Source organism: Nocardioides islandensis (assembly GCF_015352455.1).
GTDB lineage: Bacteria > Actinomycetota > Actinomycetes > Propionibacteriales > Nocardioidaceae > Nocardioides > Nocardioides islandensis.
Genome location: NZ_JADKPN010000005.1, coordinates 110,206 through 130,743, shown reverse-complemented (window position 1 = coordinate 130,743; position 20,538 = coordinate 110,206). Strand labels below are relative to the sequence as shown.

Here is a 20,538-nt window from a genome sequence, read left to right as displayed (position 1 = left end):
GTCAGCGGATCCAGACGGCGGTGTCCGGCGGCAGCTTGCCGTCGACCAGCCGGCCGCTGTTGAGCAGGACCTTGCCCCGGGGCAGCGAGACCGGGCGCTTGCCGGCGTTGAGCACCACCGTGATCGGCCCGCGCTCGAACGCGAGCACCGTCTTGGCGCGGTCGAGGATCTCGACGTCGCGCGGGGCGGTGGCGGCGAAGGTACGGCGCACCTTGAGCGCCTTGCGGTAGAGCTCCAGCGTCGACCCGCGCTTGCCGGTCTGGGCCTCGACAGTGAGGTCCTTCCACCCGGCGGGCATCGGGAGCCACGGCTGGGTGCGGCCGCCGAACCCGAACGGCGCCCGGGTGCCGCTCCACGGCATCGGCACGCGGCAGTGGTCGCGCCAGAACTCGCCGGTGCGGAACCACGCGGGGTCCTGTCGCAGCTCCTCGGGGACGTCGACGCTCTCCAGGCCGAGCTCCTCGCCCTGGTAGAGGTACGACGACCCGGGCAGCGCGAGCATCGCCAGCGTGGCGGCACGGGCGCGCGCCACGCCGACCCGGCCGCCGCCGTAGCGGGTCGCGTGCCGCACCACGTCGTGGTTCGAGAGCACCCACGTGGGGTTCGCGCCGACCGGGTCGAGGGTGGCGAAGGTACGGCGGATGCAGTCGGCCATGTCCGCGGCGTCCCACGTGGCCAGCAGCCAGGCGAAGTTGAAGGCCTGCTGGAGCTCGTCGGGACGGACGTACGCCGCGGTGCGCTCGGGCGTCTGGGTCCACGCCTCGGCGACGGCCATCCGGTCGCCGTCGTACTCGGCCAGGACCTGGTGCCAGTCGCGGTACACGTCGTGCACCTCGGGCTGGTCCCACATCGGCTCGTCCTTGGTGTCGGTCTCCAGCAGCGACTCGACGTGCCGCGAGCTGGGGTGGTCGGACTTCTCGTCGCGCAGCGACTCGTGCTTGAACAGCCCGTGGGCCACGTCGACCCGGAAGCCGTCCACGCCGCGGTCCAGCCAGAAGCGGAGCACGTCGACGAACATCTGCCGCACCTCGGGGTTGCGCCAGTTCAGGTCGGGCTGGGTCTTGTCGAAGAGGTGGAGGTACCACTGGGTCGATCCGGCGGGGCCGTCCTCGATCCGCTCCCAGGCGATGCCGCCGAACACGGAGCCCCAGTTGTTCGGGGGCTGCTGGCCGCCGCGGCCCTTGCCCGTGCGGAAGAGGTACCGCTCGCGCTCCGGGCTGCCGGGCTCCGAGGCCAGCGCCTTCTGGAACCACTCGTGCTCGTCGGAGGTGTGGTTGGGCACGAGGTCGACGATCACCTTGAGGCCGAGCGCGTGCGCCTTGCGCAGGAGCGCGTCGGCGTCCGCGAGGTCGCCGAAGCGCGGGTCGACGTCGACGTAGTCGCTGACGTCGTACCCGGCGTCGTGCTGCGGGCTCGGGTAGAACGGCGTGATCCAGAGCGCGTCCACGCCGAGGTCGGCGAGGTACGGGAGGCGCTTCGTGATGCCCTTCAGGTCGCCCATGCCGTCGCCGTTCGCGTCGGCGAAGGAGCGGACGTAGACCTGGTAGACGACGGCGTCCCGCCACCAGGGCACGTCGATTGGATCGTTCAAAGCCACGGGCGTCATCCTAGGGCGCGACTCGTCTGAGGAGCCAAGCCGGCGAACCGGCTACCGGAACTCGGTCGGGTCGACCTGGACCCAGACGTGCTCGGCGGTGGCGACGACGCGGCCGTCGACGTCGTACAGCGTCGAGGCGGTGAACGACTTGCGGCCCTCGCGGCCGCGGAAGTGGCCGACGACCACGTGCTCCTCGCCGACGACGGGAAGGGCGTCGATGCGCGCCGTCATCCGGCCCAGGACCGAGGGGTACGCCGCGAGGTCGCCCGACCAGCCGCCGGGGCAGTCGAGCGCCGCCCAGGTGCAGGGGATCGAGGCACGGCGCTGCTCGTCCTCGTAGGTGTGCCAGTCCTCGGCGGTGCTCGCGTGCGGCGTCCAGACCGCGGCCACACGGGTCGTGCCGTCGAGGTCGTCGACCGGGCCGGGGAAGATCCGCAGCCCGTCACCCTCGGCGCGGTCGGGACCGCAGGTGAAGCAGGTCGGGAAGGGGTGGGAGTGCCAGCCGGCGTACGACGCCTCGGCCGCTCGGGCCGTCGCCGCGTCGACCGCCTCCACCTCGGTCAGCGGCGTCTCGGACCGGCGGGCGTCGGCCACCGGGCCCTCGTCGTCGGCCGCGGTGGTGACTCCGTCGGTCTCGGTGGCCGGTACCTCCCGGTCCAGCGGCGGCGGCCGGCGCAGGGTCACCCTGATGGGCGGCCACGGCTGGCCGTGGTCGTGCGGGTGCTCGTGGACGAGCTCGGCCATCGCGCCGGACGTCCAGCCGCCGTTGCCGGACGACGGGGGTCCGCAGAACCGGGCGGGGACGAGCAGGTCGGTCATCTGTTGGGGTCCCCGGGGAATCGTGAGCGGGAGGAGCGAAGCGGGGGGAGCGAGCGATTCGCTGGGGTAATCATCTTCGGATCCTCTCGTACCTGGCCAGCGCCTCGACCCGCTCCTCCGCGTGGTCGACGATCGGGTCGACCGGCTCGTGCGGGTCGGCGGCGTCGCGCAGCTCGGGGACCCAGCGGCGGATGTACGCGCCGTCGGGGTCGAACTTCTTGCCCTGGGTGACCGGGTTGAAGACGCGGAAGTACGGCGCGGCGTCGGTGCCGCAGCCGGCCGTCCACTGCCAGCCGTGCTGGTTGGAGGCGAGGTCGCCGTCGACCAGCCAGTGCAGGAAGTGCCGCGCGCCGTGCTGCCACTCGACGTGCAGGTCCTTGACCAGGAAGCTGGCGACGATCATCCGGACCCGGTTGTGCATCCAGCCGGTCGCGCGGAGCTGGCGCATCCCGGCGTCGACGATGGGGAATCCGGTGCGGCCCTCGCGCCAGGCGGCGAGCTGGTCGCCGGGCACGTCGTAGTCCATCCGGGCGAACTCGGGCTTGAGGTAGTCCCGCGCCGAGTCGGGCCGGTGGAACAGGACGTCGGCGTAGAACTCGCGCCAGGCCAGCTCCTGCCGGTAGGTCTGGGCGCCCTTCCCGCGCATGCCCTCGAGGTCCTTGAGCAGCGTGCGCGGGTGGATCTCGCCCCACTTGAGGTGCACCGACATGTGCGAGGTGGCGTCGAGGTCGGGCCGGTCGCGCTCGCGGTCGTAGGCCTCGAGCTTGTCGCGCCGGTAGTCCCGCCAGCGCCGCTGCGCCGCCTCCTCGCCGGCGTCGGGCAGGTCGAGGCCGTCGGGCAGGTCCTCGGCCGGTACGCCGTCGGAGTCGGCGGTCAGCCAGCCCACCTCGCCGAGGTCGCCGGCCGGGTCGCGCCAGCCGTGCTCCTGCCAGGCGCGGAAGAAGGGTGTGTACACCTGGTACGGCGTGCCGTCGCCCTTGGTCACCCGGCCCGGCGCCACGGCGTACGGCGATCCCGTGCGGACCAGCTCGATGTCGTGGTCGGCCAGCGCCGCGTCGACCTTCTCGTCGCGGGCACTGCCGTAGGGGCCGTAGTCGGCGGCGACGTGCACCTGGTCGGCGCCGGCCTCGCGGGCCGCGCGGACGACCTCGGTGACCGGGTCGCCGGTGCGGACGACCAGGCCGATGCGTCGGTCGAGGTCCTTCAGCGACTCGCCGAGGTAGTGCCGGCGGGACGGACCGCTGGGCCCCCAGAGGGCGGGGTCCACGACGAACAGCGGGAGCACCTCGCCGTCGCGGGCCGCCGCCTCGAGCAGTGCCGGGTTGTCCGAGAGGCGCAGGTCGCGCCGGAACCACATGACTGCGGGCATCTCTCCACTCTGCCAGGGCCTTCCCCCATGCGTCAGAATGAGCCGGTGAGCGACCTGATCGACACCACGGAGATGTACCTCCGGACCATCTACGAGCTGGTCGAGGAGGACATCGTCCCGCTGCGTGCCCGCATCGCCGAGCGGCTGCACCAGAGCGGGCCGACCGTGTCGCAGACCGTCGCCCGGATGGAGCGGGACGGCCTGGTCACCGTCGAGGGCGACCGCCACCTCGAGCTGACCGAGGAGGGCATGCGCCTGGCCACCCGCGTGATGCGCAAGCACCGGCTCGCCGAGCGCCTGCTCACCGACGTGATCGGGCTGGACTGGGAGCTGGTCCACGCCGAGGCCTGCCGCTGGGAGCACGTGATGTCCGAGACCGTCGAGCGCCGGCTGGTCGACCTGCTGGGCCACCCCACCGAGTCGCCGTACGGCAACCCCATCCCCGGCCTCGACGAGCTCGGTGAGGCCGGCGAGACGCTGGAGTTCATGGACGGCATGGTGTCGCTCGCCGACGTGACCGGCACCGAGTCCGACCCGGCCTCGGTGCGCGTCCGCCGCATCTCCGAGGAGCTCCAGAAGGACGAGCTCCTGATGTCGACCCTCCGCCGCATCGGCGCGCTTCCCGACAAGGTCGTCGGCGTCACCGCCACCGACCTCGGCGTCCTCGTCGGCTCCGGCGGCGAGACCGCCGAGATCGACCTGGAAGCCGCCGCGCACATCTTCGTGGGGAAGCAGTAGCCAACCGCCGGTCGAGGAGGGACGAAGTCCCGTCACGAGACCCGGCGAGATGACCGCGAACCCCGTCAACGGGTCTCGTGACAGGCGCTGGCGCGCCTTCCTCGACCAGCGGGCGTCAGCCGGCGAGCTCCGTCAGGAACTCCGTGCAGCCCGCCTCGACCTTGTACGTCGCCAGCTCGTCGCCGCGGGTACCGCCCCGGTTGACGATGACGACCGGGGTGCCGGCCTTGGCCGCGCGGCGCACGAACCGGAAGCCGCTCATCACCGTCAGCGACGTGCCGACGCAGAGCAGTGCTCCGCCCGACGACTCGAGGGCGTCCACGGCCTCGTAGCAGCGCGACACCCGGGCCTTGGGGACGTTCTCACCGAAGAACACCACGTCCGGCTTGAGCGGGCCGCCGCACGAGCACGCCGGCACCACGAACCCCGCGGTGTCCTCGAGCTCGACGTCGCCGTCCGGCCGGGCAGTCGCACCGGAGTGGGTGGCGATCCACGAGGGGTTCAGGGAAGCCATCTGCGCCTGGAGCGACGCCCGGGAGGTGACCGACCGGCACGACAGGCAGACCACGTCCGCGATCCGGCCGTGCAGGGCGACCATGCGCCGCGAGCCGGCGCGCTCGTGCAGGCCGTCGACGTTCTGGGTGATCAGCAGCTCCGGGTCTAGGGCCGCGAGCGCGACGTGCCCGGCGTTCGGCTCGGCACCTCGCATCCGGGACCAGCCGAGGTGCGAGCGGCCCCAGTACCGCTGCTGGGCGGCCGGTCCGGACACGAACTCCTGGTACGTCATCGGCATCCGCGCCGGTGCGCCCGGCCCGCGGTAGTCGGGGATGCCCGAGTCGGTCGAGAGCCCGGCGCCGGTCAGCACCACGAGTGGCCGGTCGCGCAGGAGCGCCAGCGCCGCGTCGTACGACGAGCGGGTCGAGATGAGCGTCACGTGCCGTACCTCAGCCGGGCGCGAGCCCGCGCCTTCTCGGCCTCGACCTCGCGGTTCTTCGGCGGCGCGGTCGTCACCCAGTCCTCGAGCAGGTGCCGGGTGATGTGCGCGATCTCGTGCACCGCGTGGTTGAACGCCTCCTCGTTGACCTGCGACGGCTTCGTCGTGCCGCTGACCTTGCGGACGAACTGCAGGGACGCGGCGTAGACCTCGTCCTTGGTCGCCGGCGGCTCGAAGTTGTTCAGCGGTCGGATGTTGCGGCACATGTCCCCGAGAGTACGGCGCCCCTCGCCGCGGTCAGAGCGCGAAGCTCGACACGCTGCTCGCGGTGCTCAGCAGGACCCGGCCGTCGGGCAGCGGCACGAGCCGGACGCGGGAGATGTCGTCGCGGTACGGCAGCGGCACGTTCGTCGTGCTCATCGTCGAGTCGTCGACGTGCAGGACCGAGACGTACGCCGTGCCGTCGTACCCCGACGCGACGACGGTCAGTGCCGTCCGGGAGTCCGGCAGCCAGGTGAACTGGCGCGGGTCGTACTCGGCCTGCGCCATGGTGCCCGGGCCGTAGTCGACGGTGTCGAGCTCGCGCGGCGCCGTGACGTCGTGCACGTCGAACAGCGACGCCTTCGCGCCGGAGACGATGCCGGTCTCCTGGTCGGCGGCCGACCCGATGCCGATCATCCGGTGGTCGCCGAGGGGGTGCAGGTAGGAGGAGTACCCCGGGATCTTCAGCACGCCGAGCAGCCGCGGCGCGGCCGGGTCGGTCAGGTCGATCGCGTAGAACGGGTCGGTCTGCCGGAAGGTGACCATCACGGCCAGCCCGTCGAACCACCGCATCGCCTTGACCTGCTCGCCGACGCCGAGCCCGTCGACGCGCCCGCGCTCGACCAGGTCGCTGCCCGACCGCGACAGGGTGACGACCGCGTTGCCCAGGTCGGCCCTGGTCGTCGGCCCGACGGCGATCCGCAGCACGCCGCCGCTCTCGTCCATCGACCAGCGGTCCGCGATCGTGCCGGCGACGGAGCCCGAGGCGGCGTACGTCGTCGCGGTGCCGTCGAGGTCGAAGTCGTAGAGATAGGTGGTGCCGTCGTCCCCGGCGGATCCATCCGGGGACGACGGAGTCGGGAGCCGGGGGACGTCCCAGCAGCAGGCCTGCCAGCCGAGGCGGTACGCCGAGCTGGCCAGGTACAGGTGGTCGAGCGACATGTAGACGGTCTCGCTGGGCGTGGTCACCGCGGTCACGTCCGTGTCCTGCGGCGACGCCACGTCGAACCCGACGACGGCGACCGTGCCGAGACCCGCGTCGTGCGACGGGATGGAGACGTCGCCGCAGTCGGCGGCCCGCGAGGTCGTGACCACGCCGTCGGCGTCCTCGGTGGTCACGTGCGGCAGCCAGTCGTCGATCGTGCTCGCCCGGACGACGTCCTGGTTGCGGCGCAGAGCCGCCTCCTCGCTGGCCCTTCCACTGGGCAGCATGCCCGGCTCCACGAAGTCCAGCTGCGGCAGGGCGACCGAGATCACCAGGCGCACGACGTCGCCGTGCTGGCGGGCGGTGACGTACGCCGAGTCGTAGGTCGACGTGCGCACGACCGACGGCACCGACGGGTCGGTGATGTCGACGACCTCGACACGTGTGCCCTGGCCGATGCGGTCCTGCGCGATGCCGCTCGCGTGGCCGACCACCACGACCCGGTCCCCGGCGAGGAGCAGCTCGGGGTAGTCGAAGCCCGGCAACGACAGCGACCCGAGGAGCACGGGCTCGCTGCCGGCCACGTCGTACACCACGAGGTCACCGCCCGGTCCGATGCGCACCAGCCGGCGGCCGTCGGTCTTGACGATGTCCGGCTCGTCGACACCGGTCTCCTGGACGTTGGTCCCGGTGCCGCTCGCGTTCGCGGCCGAGGGGACCGGCGCAGCAGCCGGTGCGGTGAGCGTCCTCGCGTCGCCGGGTGCCGCCGCCGAGTCCTCGAGCGTGTAGATGCGGGTGATGTCCCAGCCCCACGGGGTGACGCGGTCGACGCCGTGGTCGACGTACCAGCGCAGCAGCGCGTCGCACGACTCCGCGGGCCGCAGGTCGGCGTTCACCAGCCGCAACGGAGTGCCGCCGCCGACCCGCTCGGGGGAGCCGGATCCCGTCGCGCTGCCCACGACGAACGCCGCGCCGACGGCGGCGACGGTGAGGGCGGTACGCGGGACGACGTGCATGTGATCTCCGACGCGGCCGCGGACGCCGCGGTTCCCGGGCCACGGCGGGGCTGCCACGATGAGGCATGCCCGACGCCCGTTCGAACGCCCGTGACCTGGACCTGGTTCTCTTCGGTGCGACGGGGTTCACCGGCGCGCTCACCGCCGACTACCTCGCCGAGCACAGGCCCCAGGGCCTGCGGTGGGGCCTCGCGGGCCGCAGCATCGACAAGCTCGAGAGGGAGCGCGACCGGCTGGGCCTGCCCGACCTGGAGCTCGTCGTCGCGGACTCGGGCGACCCGGCGTCGCTGGCCGACCTGGCGCGGCGTACCAAGGTCGTGGTCACCACGGTCGGGCCGTACGTCGACCGCGGCGAGGCGCTCGCCGGCGCCTGCGCCGACGCGGGCACCGACTACTGCGACATCACCGGCGAGGGGGAGTTCGTCGACCGGGTGTACGTCGCGCACCACGCCACCGCCGTGTCCACCGGCGCGCGGCTCGTGCACTGCTGCGGGTTCGACTCGATCCCGCACGACCTCGGCGCTCTGTACACCGTCGAGCAGCTGCCCCGAGACGTCCCGATCACCGTCCGTGGCGTCGTACGGGCGGGGGGCCTGCCGTCGGGAGGAACGTTCGAGACCGCGCTGACCGGCATGTCCCGGGTGCGACAGATCCGGGCCGCCGCGGCGGCCCGACGCCGGCTGGAGAAGCGTCCGGCGGACCGGTCCTCGCGGGCGATCGCGGGCAGACCCGGGAAGGACCCGGTGCTCGGGTACTGGCTGCTCCCGCTGCCGACCATCGACCCGGCCATCGTCGCGCGCAGCGGCGCGGCCCTCGCGGAGTACGGCCCGGAGTTCCGCTACTCCCACTACGCCGGCATGAAGACGCTCCCGTACGCCGTCGGCGGCGCGGCCGTCGTCGCCGGCCTCGGGATGGCCTCGCAGCTGAAGCCGGCCCGCGACTTCCTGATGAAGCGGTACCCCGCCGGCGACGGCCCCGACGAGGCCCGACGCGAGAAGTCCTGGTTCTCCGTCGACTTCGTCGGCGAGGGTGGCGGCGAACGCGTCCACACCCGCGTGTCCGGCGGCGACCCCGGGTACAGCGAGACCGCGATGATGCTGGCCGAGTCGGCCCTGTCGCTGGCGTTCGACACCGACAACCCCGACGTCGCCGGCCAGGTGACGACGGCTCAGGCGATGGGCGCGAACCTGACGCGCCGCGTGCGGGCGGGCGGGCTGACGTTCACGACGGTCAGCGCTCCTCGTCGATGAGGTAGCCCTCCCCGTCGCGGACCAGGACCAGGGTGACGTCCTCGTCCTCGGGCGAGCGGTCCACGGGGTCCCACGTGATGGTGTAGGCGACCGTCATGGCCCGTGGGTCGGCGACGACGTCGCTCAGCGTGGCGTCCTCGATGGTGTCCCAGTACCCCGCGTAGCTGCCTTCGTCGCCGTCGCAGCAGTCCTGCTGGAAGCGGGGGCTCAGCTGCGTCCAGGCGTCGGCAGGGTCGGCGAGGGCCGTCGCGATGTACCTCTGCACGAATCGCCGCATGGCGCCGGCCGGGTTGCCCGGCGCCGGGGGTGTCGCCGTCGTGGAGGCACTGGACGTCGCCGGTGCGCTGGACGACGGCGGGGCGGTGGACGACGGGCTCGGGGTCCGGCTGGCGGAGGACGACGGGGACCGCTGGGACGTCGGCTCGTCGGAGGCGGTGTCGTCGCCGGCGTTCGGCGCCGGGTCGGGGCGCAGCAGCGACCAGACGAGGACCGCGGCCACGAGCACGGCCCCGACGGCGAGCAGCACCGGGAGCAGCCGCCCCCGACGTACCGGCTCGGGAGCCACCGGAGGCACCGGCTCCAGGAGCGTGGTCGTCGCGGCCGCCGGAGGTGCCTCACGGGAGGTGGGCGGTGCCGCCGGCGGGCCGTCGGCGAGGTACGAGTGCACCCGGCTCATCGGCCACCGGTCCGACGGGTCGGTGGCCATGGTGTGCTCGAGCAGGTCGGCGGGCCAGCCAGATCCGGGCAGGCGTGGCGGGTCCTCGTGCACGATCCGGTACATCGCCGACATCACGTTGTCCGACTCGTAGGGCTGGCGTCCGGAGAGCGCCTGGTACAGCGTGGCGCCGAGGGACCAGACGTCGCTCGCTTCGGTGGCCGGGCGGCCGGCAGCCACCTCGGGTGCCAGGTAGGCGGGGGAGCCGGCGACCATCCCCGACGCCGTGATGGTCGAGTCGCGAGCCCGGGCGATGCCGAAGTCGGTGAGCTTGGCGGTGCCGTCGGCCGTGACCAGGATGTTCGACGGCTTCACGTCGCGGTGCACGATGCCGGCCTCGTGCGCGGCTGCCAGCGCCTCGGTCACCTGGGCGAGCAGGCGGGCGGCCTCCTCGGGCCGCAGCCCACCGTCGTCGGCGACGAGCGACGCGAGGTCCGCGCCGACCACGTGCTCCATGACCAGCCATTGCTCCTCGCCCTCGCTGACGAAGTCGAAGACCGCGACCACGTGCGGATGGTTGAGCCGCGCCGCCAGGTTGGCCTCGCGCTGGGCGCGCACCAGGCCCGGGGTGTCGCCGCCCGGGAAGTGCCCGATGCGCTTGAGGGCCACCTCGCGCCCGAGTACCTGATCCCGTGCCAGCCAGACCGCACCCATCCCGCCCTGACCGATCTGGCGGACCAGGGCGTAGCGATCGCCGATGACGCGGTGGGTCTCGGGTGACTCAGGCGACTCGGGCGACTCAGGAGGCTCGGGCGTCGGGTCCATCGCCGTCCACCCTCGCGCAGGATCCCTGGTCTCGAACCACCTCACCGGGTGGACCGGGCGGGGCCCGGGATCCTGGCGAGCCGAGAGCGGGGCGAGACCTCAGGCGCCCGTCGCGAGGGAGACCGTTCCCTCGAACTCGCCCGACGTGCGGCCGCCGACGCCGGTGGCTGCGTCGGCCAGTCGCTTGACGGTGAACGTGCCTCGAGCGCCGGCGAACCGCCCCGTCGAACGTTGCGGGTCGATGACGGCGACTTCGGTGATGAGGACGGTCCCGGGCTGGACGAGCGACGAGGACCCGGTGTGGGTGGCCACGAGGCGGTCGCCGTTCGCCGCGATGAACGTGTAGGTGCCGACTCCCGTCACGGGGCGGGACCCGAAGTCGACGGTGGCCTCGATGACCGAGGTGAACTGTCCGAGGAGCGTCGCCTGTCCGTCGGCCTCGAAACGGTCGAACACGACAGGTGGAGCAACCGGGACCCGACTGATGTGCACACCTTCGAGCGTGCCCCGGAACGGCAGCGAGCGTGGCGCTTCCGCGTGGGGGGCGCCGTTGGCCGAGGCCGACGTGGCTCCCGCCTGCGAACCCAGGAAGCCCGCCAGTACGACGAGAACCGTGATCGCGAACCGGTGCCTCAGGCTTGTCATCATCTTCGTGCCTCCTGGTCGACGTGGAGACGAGCCCCTGCGGCCCGACCCGTCGGGAGGAGGTTCCGACACAGGCGTTTCAGTTCCGTTACAGGACCCGGGTGGCGGTGGCCACCGCCTCGGCAGCGGCTTCGTCCAGTGCGAGGCCGCTGCCTGCCTCGAGGGCGACCTGCAACCGCTCCGCGGGCAACACCCGGCGAAGCGCCGTCATGGTCGCCTCTCGTACGGCCGCCTCGGCGGGCTGGATCGTGCTGCCTCCTTCACGGCGTAACGACTCGCCCGCCCCGAGGAGCCGCGCAGCACGCACGCTGTCGTCGCGCGCGGCCGCCACGAGAGCGAGACCTTCGCAGCACCAGCCCGCAGTCTCGGGGAAGCCGAGGGTGCGGGCGTGGCCGAGTGCTTCGGTGAGGTGCTCGGCCGCCTCCTCCAGCCGGTGCTCGAGAGCGGCCGCGATGCCGAGTCGCGCCAGCACGATGGCGATCACCTCCGGGTCTCCTGCGGTCCGAGCCAGCTCGAGCGCTCGGCTGCCGACCTCGCGAACCTCGGCGTACCGCCCGCCGTGGAGCAGGCCCTCGGTGAGGATGAACAGCGCCACCGCTTCCAGCCGGACGTCACCCGCGGAGCGCGCGACGCCCATCGACTCGTCGCAGTAGCCGGTGGCGCCGTCGAAGTCGCCGGCTCGCGCCGAGAGCGTCGTCAGGACGTTCAGCGAGACGGTGAGCGCGCGAGGTGGCCCCACCGCGCGTCCGAGCGCGACTCCCTCGACCGCGAACGACTCGGCTCGGGTGAAGTCGCCGAGCAGCCGCGCAAACAGCGCGGCCCCGGCGAGCGCCATGGAGCGCGGTGGTCCTGGGGCCGCCGCGGGAAGGCCCAGCGCCTGCTCGAGCCACTCGAGTCCCTGACGCCGCTGGCCCCGGACGAGCCAGTAGCGCCACAGGCGGGCGGCCAGGGGCACGGCGAGGTAGGAGCCGCCCGCCAGCGTCCAGCGCATCGCGGAGTGCAGGTTCTCGCGTTCCGCGTCCAGCAGGTCGAGTGCCTCCGCCTTGCCCTCCCGGCCCTCCGTGCGTGCGTGCTCGGCGACCTCGAGGAAGTACTCGGCGTGGGACCGCCGCACCAGGTCGGCACGGCCAGAGGTGGCGAGACGTTCCGCTGCGTACTCACGAACCGTCTGGAGCAGCCCGTAGCGCGCGCGACCCGACGCCGCCACGACGACGACGAGCGAGGAGTCGACGAGCCGGCTGACCAGCTCGTCGGCTCGCGCGAGATCGTCCGGCAGGCAGACCGCGGCCACCGCGTCGAGGGTGAATCCTCCGGCGAAGACCGAGAGGCCGGCCAGCAGCTCACGCTCCTCCTCCTCGAGCAGCTCGTAGCTCCAGTCGAAGGTGGCCCGGAGCGTCTGATGGCGAGGCGAGGCCGACTGGTGCCGCGAGCGCAGCAAGCGGAAGCGGTCGTCGAGTCGGTCGGCGATGTCGTCGACCGACAGCGACTTCGACCTCGCGGCGGCCAGCTCGATCGCGAGCGGCAGCCCGTCGAGCTCGCGGCAGATCCTGGCGACGATCCTCATGTGCGTCGCCGTCGGCGCGACATCGCGTCGTACCGCTCGCCCTCGCTCGAGGAAGATGCGCACCGAGGCGAACTCCGTCACCTGGTCACCCGGGAGATCGTCGGCCGGCGTGGGGAGTGGCTCGACGGCGTAGTCGATCTCGCCCGGTACGCCGAGAGGTACCCGACTCGTGGCCAGCACCTGCACGAAGGGAGACGAGCGGAGCACGGCGTGCACGAGCTCCGCGCTGGCCGTCACGACGTGCTCGCAGTTGTCCAGGATGATCAGCAGCTCCGCGTCGCGACAGTGCTCGACCAGGGTGTCCACCGCCGAGACGTCCGGTCGTTCGCGGACGCCCAACGCCTGGCAGACGGCGTTCCCCGTGGACGCCGCACCGTCGCTCGCCGTCAGGTCGACGAACCACACGCCACCGGTCCAGGACCCTGCCTGGCGGATCCCCACCTCGAGGGCGAGTCGTGTCTTGCCGGCGCCGCCGATCCCGCTCAGCGTGACCAGACGATGGCTCCTCAGGAGCTCGGCGAGGTCGGTGAGCTCACGATCGCGGCCGAGCAGGCTGGTCATGGGTGCCGGGAGGCTGTGGCGCTGCACCGGCGGCGAGACGGGGGCGAGATCGTGGCGCAGGACGGCCCGCTCGAGGGCTTGCAGCTCCTCGCTCGGATCGAGGCCCAGGCCCTCGGCCAGGACCGCGCGGGCGCGTTGGTACGCCGCGAGGGCGTCTGCCTGGCGCTGGGAGTGGTGCAGTGCGGACACGAGCTGACGCCACAGGCGCTCGCGCAGCGGCTCCTCGGCGACGAGGCGCTCCAGCTCCGGGACCACTGCGGAGTGACGGCCGAGCAGCAGGTCCGCATCGATCCGCTCCTCCAGCGCCGCGATCCTCAGCTCGTCCAGCCGACCGGCCTCCCGTGCGAGAACGCCACCGTCGCGAACGTCCGCGAAGGCCGGGCCGCGCCACAACGCCAGTGCCGCCGTCAGGCGATCGGCCGCCATCCCGGCAGCACCCCGCGCCAGGGCGTCGCGCCCTTCGGCGTACAGCCGCTCGAACCGCCACGCATCGACCTGCTCGGGCTCGATGTCGAGCGCGTACCCGGGGGGCCTGGCCAGGAGGGATGAGTCCCCGAGCGTCGAGCGGAGGCGGGAGACGTACACGCGGAGCGTGCCCTCAGCCCCGGACGGAGCCTCGCCGTGCCAGAGCTCGTCGATCAGCCGGTCGCTCGAGACCGTCCGCCCCGGCTCGACGAGCAGCAGTGACAGCAGGCAACGTTGTCGTCGCCCGCCGAGCTCCACCGGCTGTCCGGACCTGGATACCCCCACCGGGCCCAGCACCTGGAACGATTCGGTCGAGCGGGCCACAGCGCTCATCCTCAGGTGCACCCGCCGCACCGACAAGCCATGACCGGCGACGTCGGTGACATCTCAGGGGTGCCCCAGGCCAGAGTCGAACTGGCGACCTTTCGCTTAGGAGGCGGCTGCTCTATCCACTGAGCTACTGGGGCGTGCTCCGATCTTGACAGGTTCGCGGCCCCGGTTCCGAACCACCGGCGCGGGGAGCCGCCCGGTCGGTCGTGGCCGTCCTGGTGGTGCTGGTCGTGGTCGCGGTCGCCGAGGTCGCCCTGGCCGTCCGGCGCCGCGCGCGTTTGGCCGATCGATGACAGGGAGGGACCATAGGGGGCGCGTCGTGCGCACGACGCCTGCTTCTTCCCCTGATCCCGAGGTCGAGACTTGCCCGACGACGACGCCCCTCGCGGCGCCAGCGCGGCATCCGGCGACCCCGCTCCTCGCGGCCGGCACAGCGCGAAGCCGGCACCGCCGGAGGAGAACGGCGCCAAGCCGAAGCGGCGGGGGAAGGTCAAGAAGCGCCACACCGTGGGCCGCGTGCTGCTGGTCACCGCCGTGGTGCTGGGCCTGGTGACGGGACTGTCGACGCTGTACCTGTACCGCCACTACAACGGCAACCTCGACGTCATCGACGTCGAGAAGCAGATCGTCGACCGACCGGAGAAGAAGCAGGTCGAGGGTCCGAAGGAGCCGCTCAACATCCTGGTGATGGGCTCCGACGACCGCGACGCGCCGGGCAACAACATCGACAACCTGACCGGCGGCGGCAAGCGGTCCGACACCACGATCCTGCTGCACCTCTCGGCGGACCGGAGGCGCGCCTACGGCATCAGCATCCCGCGCGACTCGCTGGTCAACCGGCCCGAGTGCCTCGACGACGACCTCAACCCCATCCCGGGCGGCACCGACGTGATGTGGAACGAGGCGTTCTCCGTCGGCGGCCCGGCCTGCACGGTCCACCAGGTCGAGAAGCTCACCGGCATCCGGGTGGACCACTTCATCGTGGTCGACTTCGCCGGGTTCCGCGGCATGGTCGACGCCATCGGTGGCGTCCAGGTCTGCATCCCCGAGCCCGGCATCCAGGACGCCGCGCACGGGATCAACATCCCGGCCGGCACCCGCAAGCTGGTCGGCTACCAGGCCCTCAACTACGTGCGCGAGCGCTACGTGCTCGGCAACGGCTCCGACATCGGCCGGATGAAGCGCCAGCAGGCCTTCATCGCCGCGATGGCCCACCAGGTGCTCAGCGCCAACACGCTGGCCAGGCCCGACCGGCTGCTCAAGTTCCTCGACGCCTCCACCAAGTCCCTGCAGCTCGACCCGGGCCTGGGCAGCCTGGTGAAGATCGCCAAGCTCGGCGTGGAGTTCCAGGGCATCGGCCTCGACAACATCCAGTTCATCACCGTGCCCTGGCAGTACGCCCCCGACGACCCGAACCGGATCCGCTGGCTGCCCGAGGCCAAGCAGGTCTGGCAGGCGATCATCAACGACAAGCCGCTGGCGCCCAAGTTCCTCAACGACGCCATCACCGCCGAGCACCTGCCCGGCTCGCCCACGGCCTCGCCGACGGGCTCCCCGACCGGCTCGCCGACTGGCTCGCCGTCCGGTACGCCGTCCGGCACCCCGTCCGGGACCCCGAGCTCACCGACGACGTCGGAGCCCACCACCTCGCCGAGCACGCAGTCCTCGGCGGAGGCCGCCGAGCAGGCCCGCGAGAACGGCCTCTGTGCATGAGCGAGACCCCGGGCGAGAAGACCCCGCGGGACGAGGTCGAGCGCAAGCGCCGGCTGGCCGAGGTGTTCGGCGACGTGCTTCCCGACACCACCTCCGACGAGCGCGAGCAGCAGTCAGACGCCGCGGACGAGTCCGCCCGCGACTCCTGGTACCGCGACCAGGTGCCTCCGCACCACGGGGAGCGGTAGTCGGTCAGACCGACCGGTTGTTCTGCGCGGCCAGCAGGTCGCGGATCTCCTCCAGGAGGGCGACGTCCGCCGGGGTCCCCTTGTCCTCGGCGGGGAAGAAGCGCTCCTTGGCCTTGGTGTAGGGCAAGACGATCAGGTAGTAGACCACGGCCGCGATGAGGAGGAACGCGACGACAGCGTTCAAGAAGGCGCCGAAGCTCTGCGCCTCCGTGCTGAAGTAGCTCGACGCGCTGTCGGGCATCAGGCCCGTCAACCACTCGACGAACTTGGTCACCACAGCGGCGAAGGCCGCTGCCATGATGAACGCTGTGGCCAGCTCGATGAGATTGCCTCGCAGGATGAAGTTCTTGAACCCGGTCATGACGGGGACGCTAGCCGGAAAAGGTGAAGGTCAGGAACCCCGTCACCGCGGCCTGGGCCAGGGACTCGGTCACGCCCTGGGGTACGGCGACCACCACGAGCCGACCGGGCAGGGCGCCGGCCGCGTCCTGGTCGTCGGTCTCCGGCAGGGCGACCACCCGCGCGCCGGTGGCGACGAACGTGGCGCGGCCGCCCTGGGGGTCGGCCGCGACGAGGTCGATCGTGTCGCCCACCCGCAGCAGCCCCGCCGTGCCGGCGTCGGGCAGCCGGACGGGCATCGTGACGTCGCCGGGGTACGTCGCGGCGAGGGGTGGTCCGACCAGCCGGACGTCGGTCAGCGGCTCGCCCTCGCGCACCGGCGCCGCCAGCGTGCGGCCCAGCGGGTGCGTGGCCAGACCCGCGGGTGCCGTGCCGGAGGCGAACTCGACGCGGCGCAGGTCGCGGGCCGTCAGCGTCGTGCCGCCCGGCAGGTCGCGGGCCGCGGTCAGGACCAGCTGGACCTCCGGAGCGGGCGGCCGCACCTGGTGCAGCGCCGCGACCACGGCGGCGGCGGCGAGGAGCGCGGCGAGCGGGCGGCGTCGCGACAGCAGCGCTCGGCGTACGGCTCGCCACCGACGGCGGAGCTGCTCACGCACGGCCATCCGAGGACGGTAGGCCCGGAGCGGGGAGCGTGCGGGCGGCTCTCCACAAGGGCGCCCGACCGGTGACTCAGGCGGGGGCGGCGGCCTTGGTGTCGCTCGAGGACGTCGTGGTCTCGGTCTTGGTCTCGGACTTCGACCCGACCTTGGTCTCCGTCTTGGTGTCGCTCTTCGTGTCCGAGGTGGAGGCGCTCGCGGACGTGGAGGCATCGCGGCTGTCGTTGCGGTAGAAGCCGGAGCCCTTGAAGACCACGCCCACCGCGTTGAAGAGCTTGCGCAGGCGGCCGCTGCACTCCGGGCACTCGGTCAGTGCGTCGTCGGAGAAGCTCTGGAACTGCTCGAAGGCGTGCCCGCACTCGGTGCAGGCGTACTGGTAGGTCGGCACGGTTCCCCTCACACATGTGGCTGGCACTCGCCGCTGGCGACTGCCAATGGTACGGCACACTGAGAACCACCATGAGCGACCCCGAATTCCCCTCGCGCACCTGGTGGCAGCGGTTCCGGGGTTGGCCGGGGGCGGGTCGGTGGGCGACGTACGTCGCGCTCACGCTCGTCCTCGTCCTGGTGGCCGTCCTGGTCGCGGGGGTGGTGCTGGTGCGCCGGCCGTTCCCGCAGGTCGACGGCACGATCGAGGTGCCGGGTCTCGGCGCCGCGGTCGAGGTGGTGCGCGACGACCACGGCATCCCGCAGCTGTACGGCGACTCGATGGCCGACCTGATGGCCGCGCAGGGCTACGTGCACGCGCAGGAGCGCTTCTACGAGATGGACGTGCGCCGGCACATCACGGCCGGCCGGCTCTCGGAGCTGTTCGGCTCCGACAGCCTGGAGACCGACGAGTTCATCCGTACCTTGGACTGGCGGCGGGTGGCCGAGCAGGAGCTGCCCCTGCTCAAGCCGGAGACGCGCGCGGCGCTCGAGGCGTACGCCGCGGGCGTGAACGCCTACCTCGAGACCCACAGCCCCTCGGAGATGGCCGTCGAGTACACCGTCCTCGGCCTCGGCGGTCTCGACTACCGGCCCGAGCCCTGGACGCCCGTCGACTCGCTGGCCTGGCTCAAGGCGATGGCGTGGGACCTCAAGGGCAACGTCGACGAGGAGATCGAGCGGGCACTGGACGGAGAGGACCACACCGCCGACCAGGTGGCCGAGCTGTTCCCGGCGTACGACTACCGGGCCCACCAGCCGATCGTCCGGCAGGGCGCGGTGGTGGACGGGGTGTTCGAGCAGGACGCGACCACCGGAGGTACGAGGACCCCGGAGCGGCCGGCGTACACGGCCGGACAGCGCGACCAGCTCGTGCGGCTGCACCGACTCCTGGACGACCTGCCCGAGATGGTCGGCCGCGGCGACGGGATCGGCAGCAACAGCTGGGTCGTCGACGGTGCCCACTCGACGACCGGCGAGCCCCTGCTGGCCAACGACCCGCACCTCGGCGTCGGCATCCCCGGCATCTGGGTGCAGATGGGCCTGCACTGCACGACCGTCGGCGACGACTGCCCGCTGGACGTCGCCGGGTTCACGTTCTCCGGGGTGCCGGGCGTGATCATCGGCCACAACGCGGACGTCGCGTGGGGGTTCACGAACCTGGGGCCGGACGTCACCGACCTGTACGTCGAGCGGGTCACCGACGACCAGTGGGAGCAGGACGGCCGGCTACGGCCGCTCACCACCCGCCAGGAGACGATCAAGGTGCTGGGCGGGGACGACGTCACGATCACCGTCCGGGCGACCAAGCACGGGCCGATCGTCAGCGACCTCGTGGACCTCTACGCCGACCTGGCCGAGGACGGCCCGCCCGATCCCTCGGGCACCGGCCGCGGCGCGCAGCCCGGCACGACGAGCGCGCTGTCCCTGGCCTGGACGGCGCTGACCCCGACCACCACCGCCGACGCGATCCTGGAGATCGACACCGCTCACGACTGGGCGAGCTTCCGCGAGGCGGCCTCGTCGTTCGCCGTACCGGCGCAGAACCTCGTCTACGCCGACCGCGAGGGCCACATCGGCTACCAGGCGCCCGGCCTGGTCCCGATCCGCAAGTCCGGCAACGACGGCCTCGTGCCGCAGGCCGGCTGGCTCAGCGAGAACGACTGGACCGGCGACTACGTCCCGTTCGACGGGCTGCCCAACGTGCTGGACCCCGACGAGGGCTTCATCGTCACGGCGAACCAGGCCGTCGTCGGGCCGGACTACCCGTACTTCCTCACCTCCGACTGGGACCGCGGCTACCGGTCGGAGCGGATCCGGGACCTGATCGAGCAGCAGGGCCGGCTGTCGGTCGACGACATGGCGGCGCTGCAGCTGGACACCCGGAGCCCGCTGGCGCCGGACCTGGTGCCCCGGTTGCTGGCGGTCGACCTGCCGCGCGGGTACGCCTCGGCCGGCCAGCGGCTGCTGCGCCACTGGGACTTCGACCAGGATGCCGACAGCGCGGCCGCGGAGTACTTCAACGTGGTCTGGCGCAACATCCTCGAGATGACCTTCCGCGACGACCTGCCCGAGGACGCCTGGCCCTTCGGCGGCGACCGGTGGACCCAGGTGGTCGGGAACCTGCTCGAGCAGCCCGACTCCACCTGGTGGGACGACGCGGACACCCCCGACGTGGTCGAGCACCGCGACGACATCCTGCGCGAGGCGATGGTCGAGGCGCGCGACGAGGTGACCAGGCTGGACGCCGTCTCGGTCGAGGGCTGGGAGTGGGGCCACCTGCACCACCTCGACCTGCGCAACCAGACCCTGGGGGAGTCGGGCATCGGCCCGGTCGAGTGGCTGGTCAACCGCGGCGGCTGGGAGGTCGGCGGCAGCGCGGCCTCGGTCAACGCGAGCGGGTGGGACGCCACCGACCCGTACTCGGTCGACTTCGGTCCGTCGATGCGGATGGTCGTGTCACTGGCCGACTTCGACGACTCCCGCTGGGTGAACCTCACCGGCGTCTCGGGCCACCCGTTCAACGCGCACTACACCGACCAGACCGACCTCTGGGCCGAGGGCAGGACGCTGCCGTGGTTGTTCTCCCGCGACGCCGTCGAGGAAGCCGGCGAGCACACGCTGACCCTCATGCCGTGATCAACCACCGAGACGGTGGATGCCGCTCGGCGTCACGGCGCCGGTGACCCGGCGGTCGTGGGGCTCGACGGGTACCTCGCGGCCCAGCTCGTCGTCGTACACCAGCACCCACACCGGCGTACCCACCGGGACGCGGGCCAGGGCGCGGTCGTAGCAGCCGCCGCCGCGGCCCATCCGGTCGCCGGTCGGGGAGACGGCCAGGCCGGGGATGAGCAGCACGTCGGCCGTGCCGATCGAGTCGACGCCCAGGCGCGGGCCGGCCGGCTCCAGCAGGCCCATCCGTGCGGGCATGAGGGAGGTGGGTCCCTGGTACACCGCCCAGTCCAGGTCGAGGTCCGGCAGCACGACGGGGAGCACGACCCGCTTGCCCAGGCCCACGAGCCCGTCGAGCAGCAGGCTGGTGCCGGGCTCGGTGCCGACCGAGACGTACGCCGAGAGGGTGGCCGCGCGACGTACCTCCGGAGCCGCCAGCACGTGCTCGGCGATCGCCCGTCCGGCCTCGCCCACCTCGAGCAGGCCGCGGCGGTGGCGGGTCGTCATCAGCTGGTCGCGCAGGGCGAGCTTCGCGGCGTTCGCCGAGGGCGGACGAGGAGGCTGGGAGGGGGATTGCCGCTCGACCACC

18 protein-coding genes and 1 tRNA gene are annotated in these 20,538 nt (G+C 72.4%); 5 read left to right on the top strand and 14 right to left on the bottom strand.

Annotated elements, in window-relative coordinates; genetic code table 11:
- Nucleotide 1: 1 nt before the first annotated feature.
- From ISU07_RS10730 to ISU07_RS10720, 3 genes are all read right to left on the bottom strand, one after another.
- Nucleotides 2-1,606, bottom strand: a complete 1,605-nt coding sequence (locus ISU07_RS10730; protein ID WP_194706784.1) for a glycoside hydrolase family 13 protein — start codon at nt 1,604-1,606, stop codon at nt 2-4.
- Between the two features lie 42 nt (nt 1,607-1,648).
- On the bottom strand, nt 1,649-2,416 hold the full coding sequence (locus tag ISU07_RS10725) for a hypothetical protein (RefSeq protein WP_194706783.1): 768 nt from the start codon (nt 2,414-2,416) through the stop codon (nt 1,649-1,651).
- Between the two features lie 70 nt (nt 2,417-2,486).
- Nucleotides 2,487-3,785, bottom strand: a complete 1,299-nt coding sequence (locus ISU07_RS10720; protein WP_194706782.1) for a cryptochrome/photolyase family protein — start codon at nt 3,783-3,785, stop codon at nt 2,487-2,489.
- 45 nt (nt 3,786-3,830) lie between these two features.
- Here ISU07_RS10720 and ISU07_RS10715 point away from each other — a divergent pair, with 45 nt between their 5' ends.
- On the top strand, nt 3,831-4,523 hold the full coding sequence (locus ISU07_RS10715) for a metal-dependent transcriptional regulator (protein WP_194706781.1): 693 nt from the start codon (nt 3,831-3,833) through the stop codon (nt 4,521-4,523).
- A gap of 115 nt (nt 4,524-4,638) precedes the next feature.
- Here the strand turns inward: ISU07_RS10715 and ISU07_RS10710 are convergent, their stop codons facing one another.
- The 3 genes from ISU07_RS10710 to ISU07_RS10700 are packed head-to-tail and all read right to left on the bottom strand — an operon-like array spanning nt 4,639 to nt 7,659.
- Nucleotides 4,639-5,457, bottom strand: a complete 819-nt coding sequence (locus ISU07_RS10710; RefSeq protein WP_194706780.1) for a Sir2 family NAD-dependent protein deacetylase — start codon at nt 5,455-5,457, stop codon at nt 4,639-4,641.
- A complete protein-coding gene (locus tag ISU07_RS10705; protein ID WP_194706779.1) occupies nt 5,454-5,723 on the bottom strand; it encodes a DUF2277 domain-containing protein in 270 nt (89 codons plus the stop codon). Before ISU07_RS10705 ends, ISU07_RS10710 begins: the two co-directional genes overlap by 4 nt.
- 31 nt (nt 5,724-5,754) lie before the next feature.
- Nucleotides 5,755-7,659 (bottom strand): beta-propeller domain-containing protein, encoded by a 1,905-nt coding sequence (locus tag ISU07_RS10700; protein WP_194706778.1) that lies wholly within the window; start codon nt 7,657-7,659, stop codon nt 5,755-5,757.
- Nucleotides 7,660-7,724: 65 nt separating this feature from the next.
- On the opposite strand from ISU07_RS10700, the gene ISU07_RS10695 reads away from it, so the two are divergent.
- Entirely contained in the window at nt 7,725-8,909 is a 1,185-nt protein-coding gene (locus tag ISU07_RS10695; protein WP_194706777.1) for a saccharopine dehydrogenase family protein, read from the top strand.
- Here ISU07_RS10695 and ISU07_RS10690 read toward each other — a convergent pair.
- From ISU07_RS10690 to ISU07_RS10675, 4 genes are all read right to left on the bottom strand, one after another.
- Nucleotides 8,890-10,389 (bottom strand): serine/threonine-protein kinase, encoded by a 1,500-nt coding sequence (locus tag ISU07_RS10690; RefSeq protein ID WP_194706776.1) that lies wholly within the window; start codon nt 10,387-10,389, stop codon nt 8,890-8,892. The two genes, ISU07_RS10695 and ISU07_RS10690, sit on opposite strands and share 20 nt — an antisense overlap.
- A 99-nt stretch (nt 10,390-10,488) precedes the next feature.
- Nucleotides 10,489-11,034 carry a hypothetical protein gene (locus tag ISU07_RS10685; RefSeq protein WP_194706775.1) on the bottom strand — a complete coding sequence of 182 codons (546 nt, stop codon included), beginning with the start codon at nt 11,032-11,034 and terminating at the stop codon, nt 10,489-10,491.
- 88 nt (nt 11,035-11,122) lie between these two features.
- The gene (locus ISU07_RS10680; protein ID WP_194706774.1) at nt 11,123-13,948 is read right to left on the bottom strand and encodes a BTAD domain-containing putative transcriptional regulator; all 2,826 of its coding nucleotides are present in this window, start codon (nt 13,946-13,948) and stop codon (nt 11,123-11,125) included.
- Nucleotides 13,949-14,018: 70 nt separating this feature from the next.
- Nucleotides 14,019-14,091 (bottom strand) — tRNA-Arg (locus ISU07_RS10675).
- A gap of 226 nt (nt 14,092-14,317) precedes the next feature.
- On the opposite strand from ISU07_RS10675, the gene ISU07_RS10670 reads away from it, so the two are divergent.
- The gene (locus ISU07_RS10670) at nt 14,318-15,667 is read left to right on the top strand and encodes an LCP family glycopolymer transferase (protein ID WP_228521673.1); all 1,350 of its coding nucleotides are present in this window, start codon (nt 14,318-14,320) and stop codon (nt 15,665-15,667) included.
- Nucleotides 15,664-15,855, top strand: coding sequence for a hypothetical protein (locus ISU07_RS10665; RefSeq protein ID WP_194706773.1), 192 nt, complete (start codon nt 15,664-15,666; stop codon nt 15,853-15,855). Before ISU07_RS10670 ends, ISU07_RS10665 begins: the two co-directional genes overlap by 4 nt.
- 4 nt (nt 15,856-15,859) lie before the next feature.
- On the opposite strand, the gene ISU07_RS10660 is transcribed toward ISU07_RS10665, so the two are convergent.
- The 3 genes from ISU07_RS10660 to ISU07_RS10650 form a co-directional block, all read right to left on the bottom strand.
- Nucleotides 15,860-16,216, bottom strand: a complete 357-nt coding sequence (locus tag ISU07_RS10660; RefSeq protein ID WP_194706772.1) for an MscL family protein — start codon at nt 16,214-16,216, stop codon at nt 15,860-15,862.
- A gap of 10 nt (nt 16,217-16,226) precedes the next feature.
- Nucleotides 16,227-16,856 (bottom strand): SAF domain-containing protein, encoded by a 630-nt coding sequence (locus ISU07_RS10655; protein WP_194706771.1) that lies wholly within the window; start codon nt 16,854-16,856, stop codon nt 16,227-16,229.
- A gap of 67 nt (nt 16,857-16,923) precedes the next feature.
- On the bottom strand, nt 16,924-17,238 hold the full coding sequence (locus tag ISU07_RS10650) for an FmdB family zinc ribbon protein (RefSeq protein WP_194706770.1): 315 nt from the start codon (nt 17,236-17,238) through the stop codon (nt 16,924-16,926).
- Nucleotides 17,239-17,309: 71 nt separating this feature from the next.
- Here ISU07_RS10650 and ISU07_RS10645 point away from each other — a divergent pair, with 71 nt between their 5' ends.
- The gene (locus ISU07_RS10645) at nt 17,310-19,916 is read left to right on the top strand and encodes a penicillin acylase family protein (protein WP_194706769.1); all 2,607 of its coding nucleotides are present in this window, start codon (nt 17,310-17,312) and stop codon (nt 19,914-19,916) included.
- Here the strand turns inward: ISU07_RS10645 and ISU07_RS10640 are convergent, their stop codons facing one another.
- Complete coding sequence (locus tag ISU07_RS10640) at nt 19,917-20,537, bottom strand: 5-formyltetrahydrofolate cyclo-ligase (protein WP_323742546.1); 621 nt, start codon at nt 20,535-20,537, stop codon at nt 19,917-19,919.
- Between the last annotated feature and the right edge of the window lies 1 nt (nt 20,538).

Bases quoted from the DNA above. Each gene is read 5' to 3' on its own strand.
- ISU07_RS10725 (WP_194706783.1), bottom strand. From the start codon at position 2,416: ATGACCGACCTGCTCGTCCCCGCCCGGTTCTGCGGACCCCCGTCGTCC.
- ISU07_RS10700 (WP_194706778.1), bottom strand. From the start codon at position 7,659: ATGCACGTCGTCCCGCGTACCGCCCTCACCGTCGCCGCCGTCGGCGCG.
- ISU07_RS10645 (WP_194706769.1), top strand. From the start codon at position 17,310: ATGAGCGACCCCGAATTCCCCTCGCGCACCTGGTGGCAGCGGTTCCGG.
- ISU07_RS10690 (WP_194706776.1), bottom strand. From the start codon at position 10,389: ATGGACCCGACGCCCGAGCCTCCTGAGTCGCCCGAGTCGCCTGAGTCA.
- ISU07_RS10665 (WP_194706773.1), top strand. From the start codon at position 15,664: ATGAGCGAGACCCCGGGCGAGAAGACCCCGCGGGACGAGGTCGAGCGC.
- ISU07_RS10720 (WP_194706782.1), bottom strand. From the start codon at position 3,785: ATGCCCGCAGTCATGTGGTTCCGGCGCGACCTGCGCCTCTCGGACAAC.
- ISU07_RS10695 (WP_194706777.1), top strand. From the start codon at position 7,725: ATGCCCGACGCCCGTTCGAACGCCCGTGACCTGGACCTGGTTCTCTTC.
- ISU07_RS10685 (WP_194706775.1), bottom strand. From the start codon at position 11,034: ATGACAAGCCTGAGGCACCGGTTCGCGATCACGGTTCTCGTCGTACTG.
- ISU07_RS10730 (WP_194706784.1), bottom strand. From the start codon at position 1,606: ATGACGCCCGTGGCTTTGAACGATCCAATCGACGTGCCCTGGTGGCGG.
- ISU07_RS10660 (WP_194706772.1), bottom strand. From the start codon at position 16,216: ATGACCGGGTTCAAGAACTTCATCCTGCGAGGCAATCTCATCGAGCTG.
- ISU07_RS10655 (WP_194706771.1), bottom strand. From the start codon at position 16,856: ATGGCCGTGCGTGAGCAGCTCCGCCGTCGGTGGCGAGCCGTACGCCGA.
- ISU07_RS10705 (WP_194706779.1), bottom strand. From the start codon at position 5,723: ATGTGCCGCAACATCCGACCGCTGAACAACTTCGAGCCGCCGGCGACC.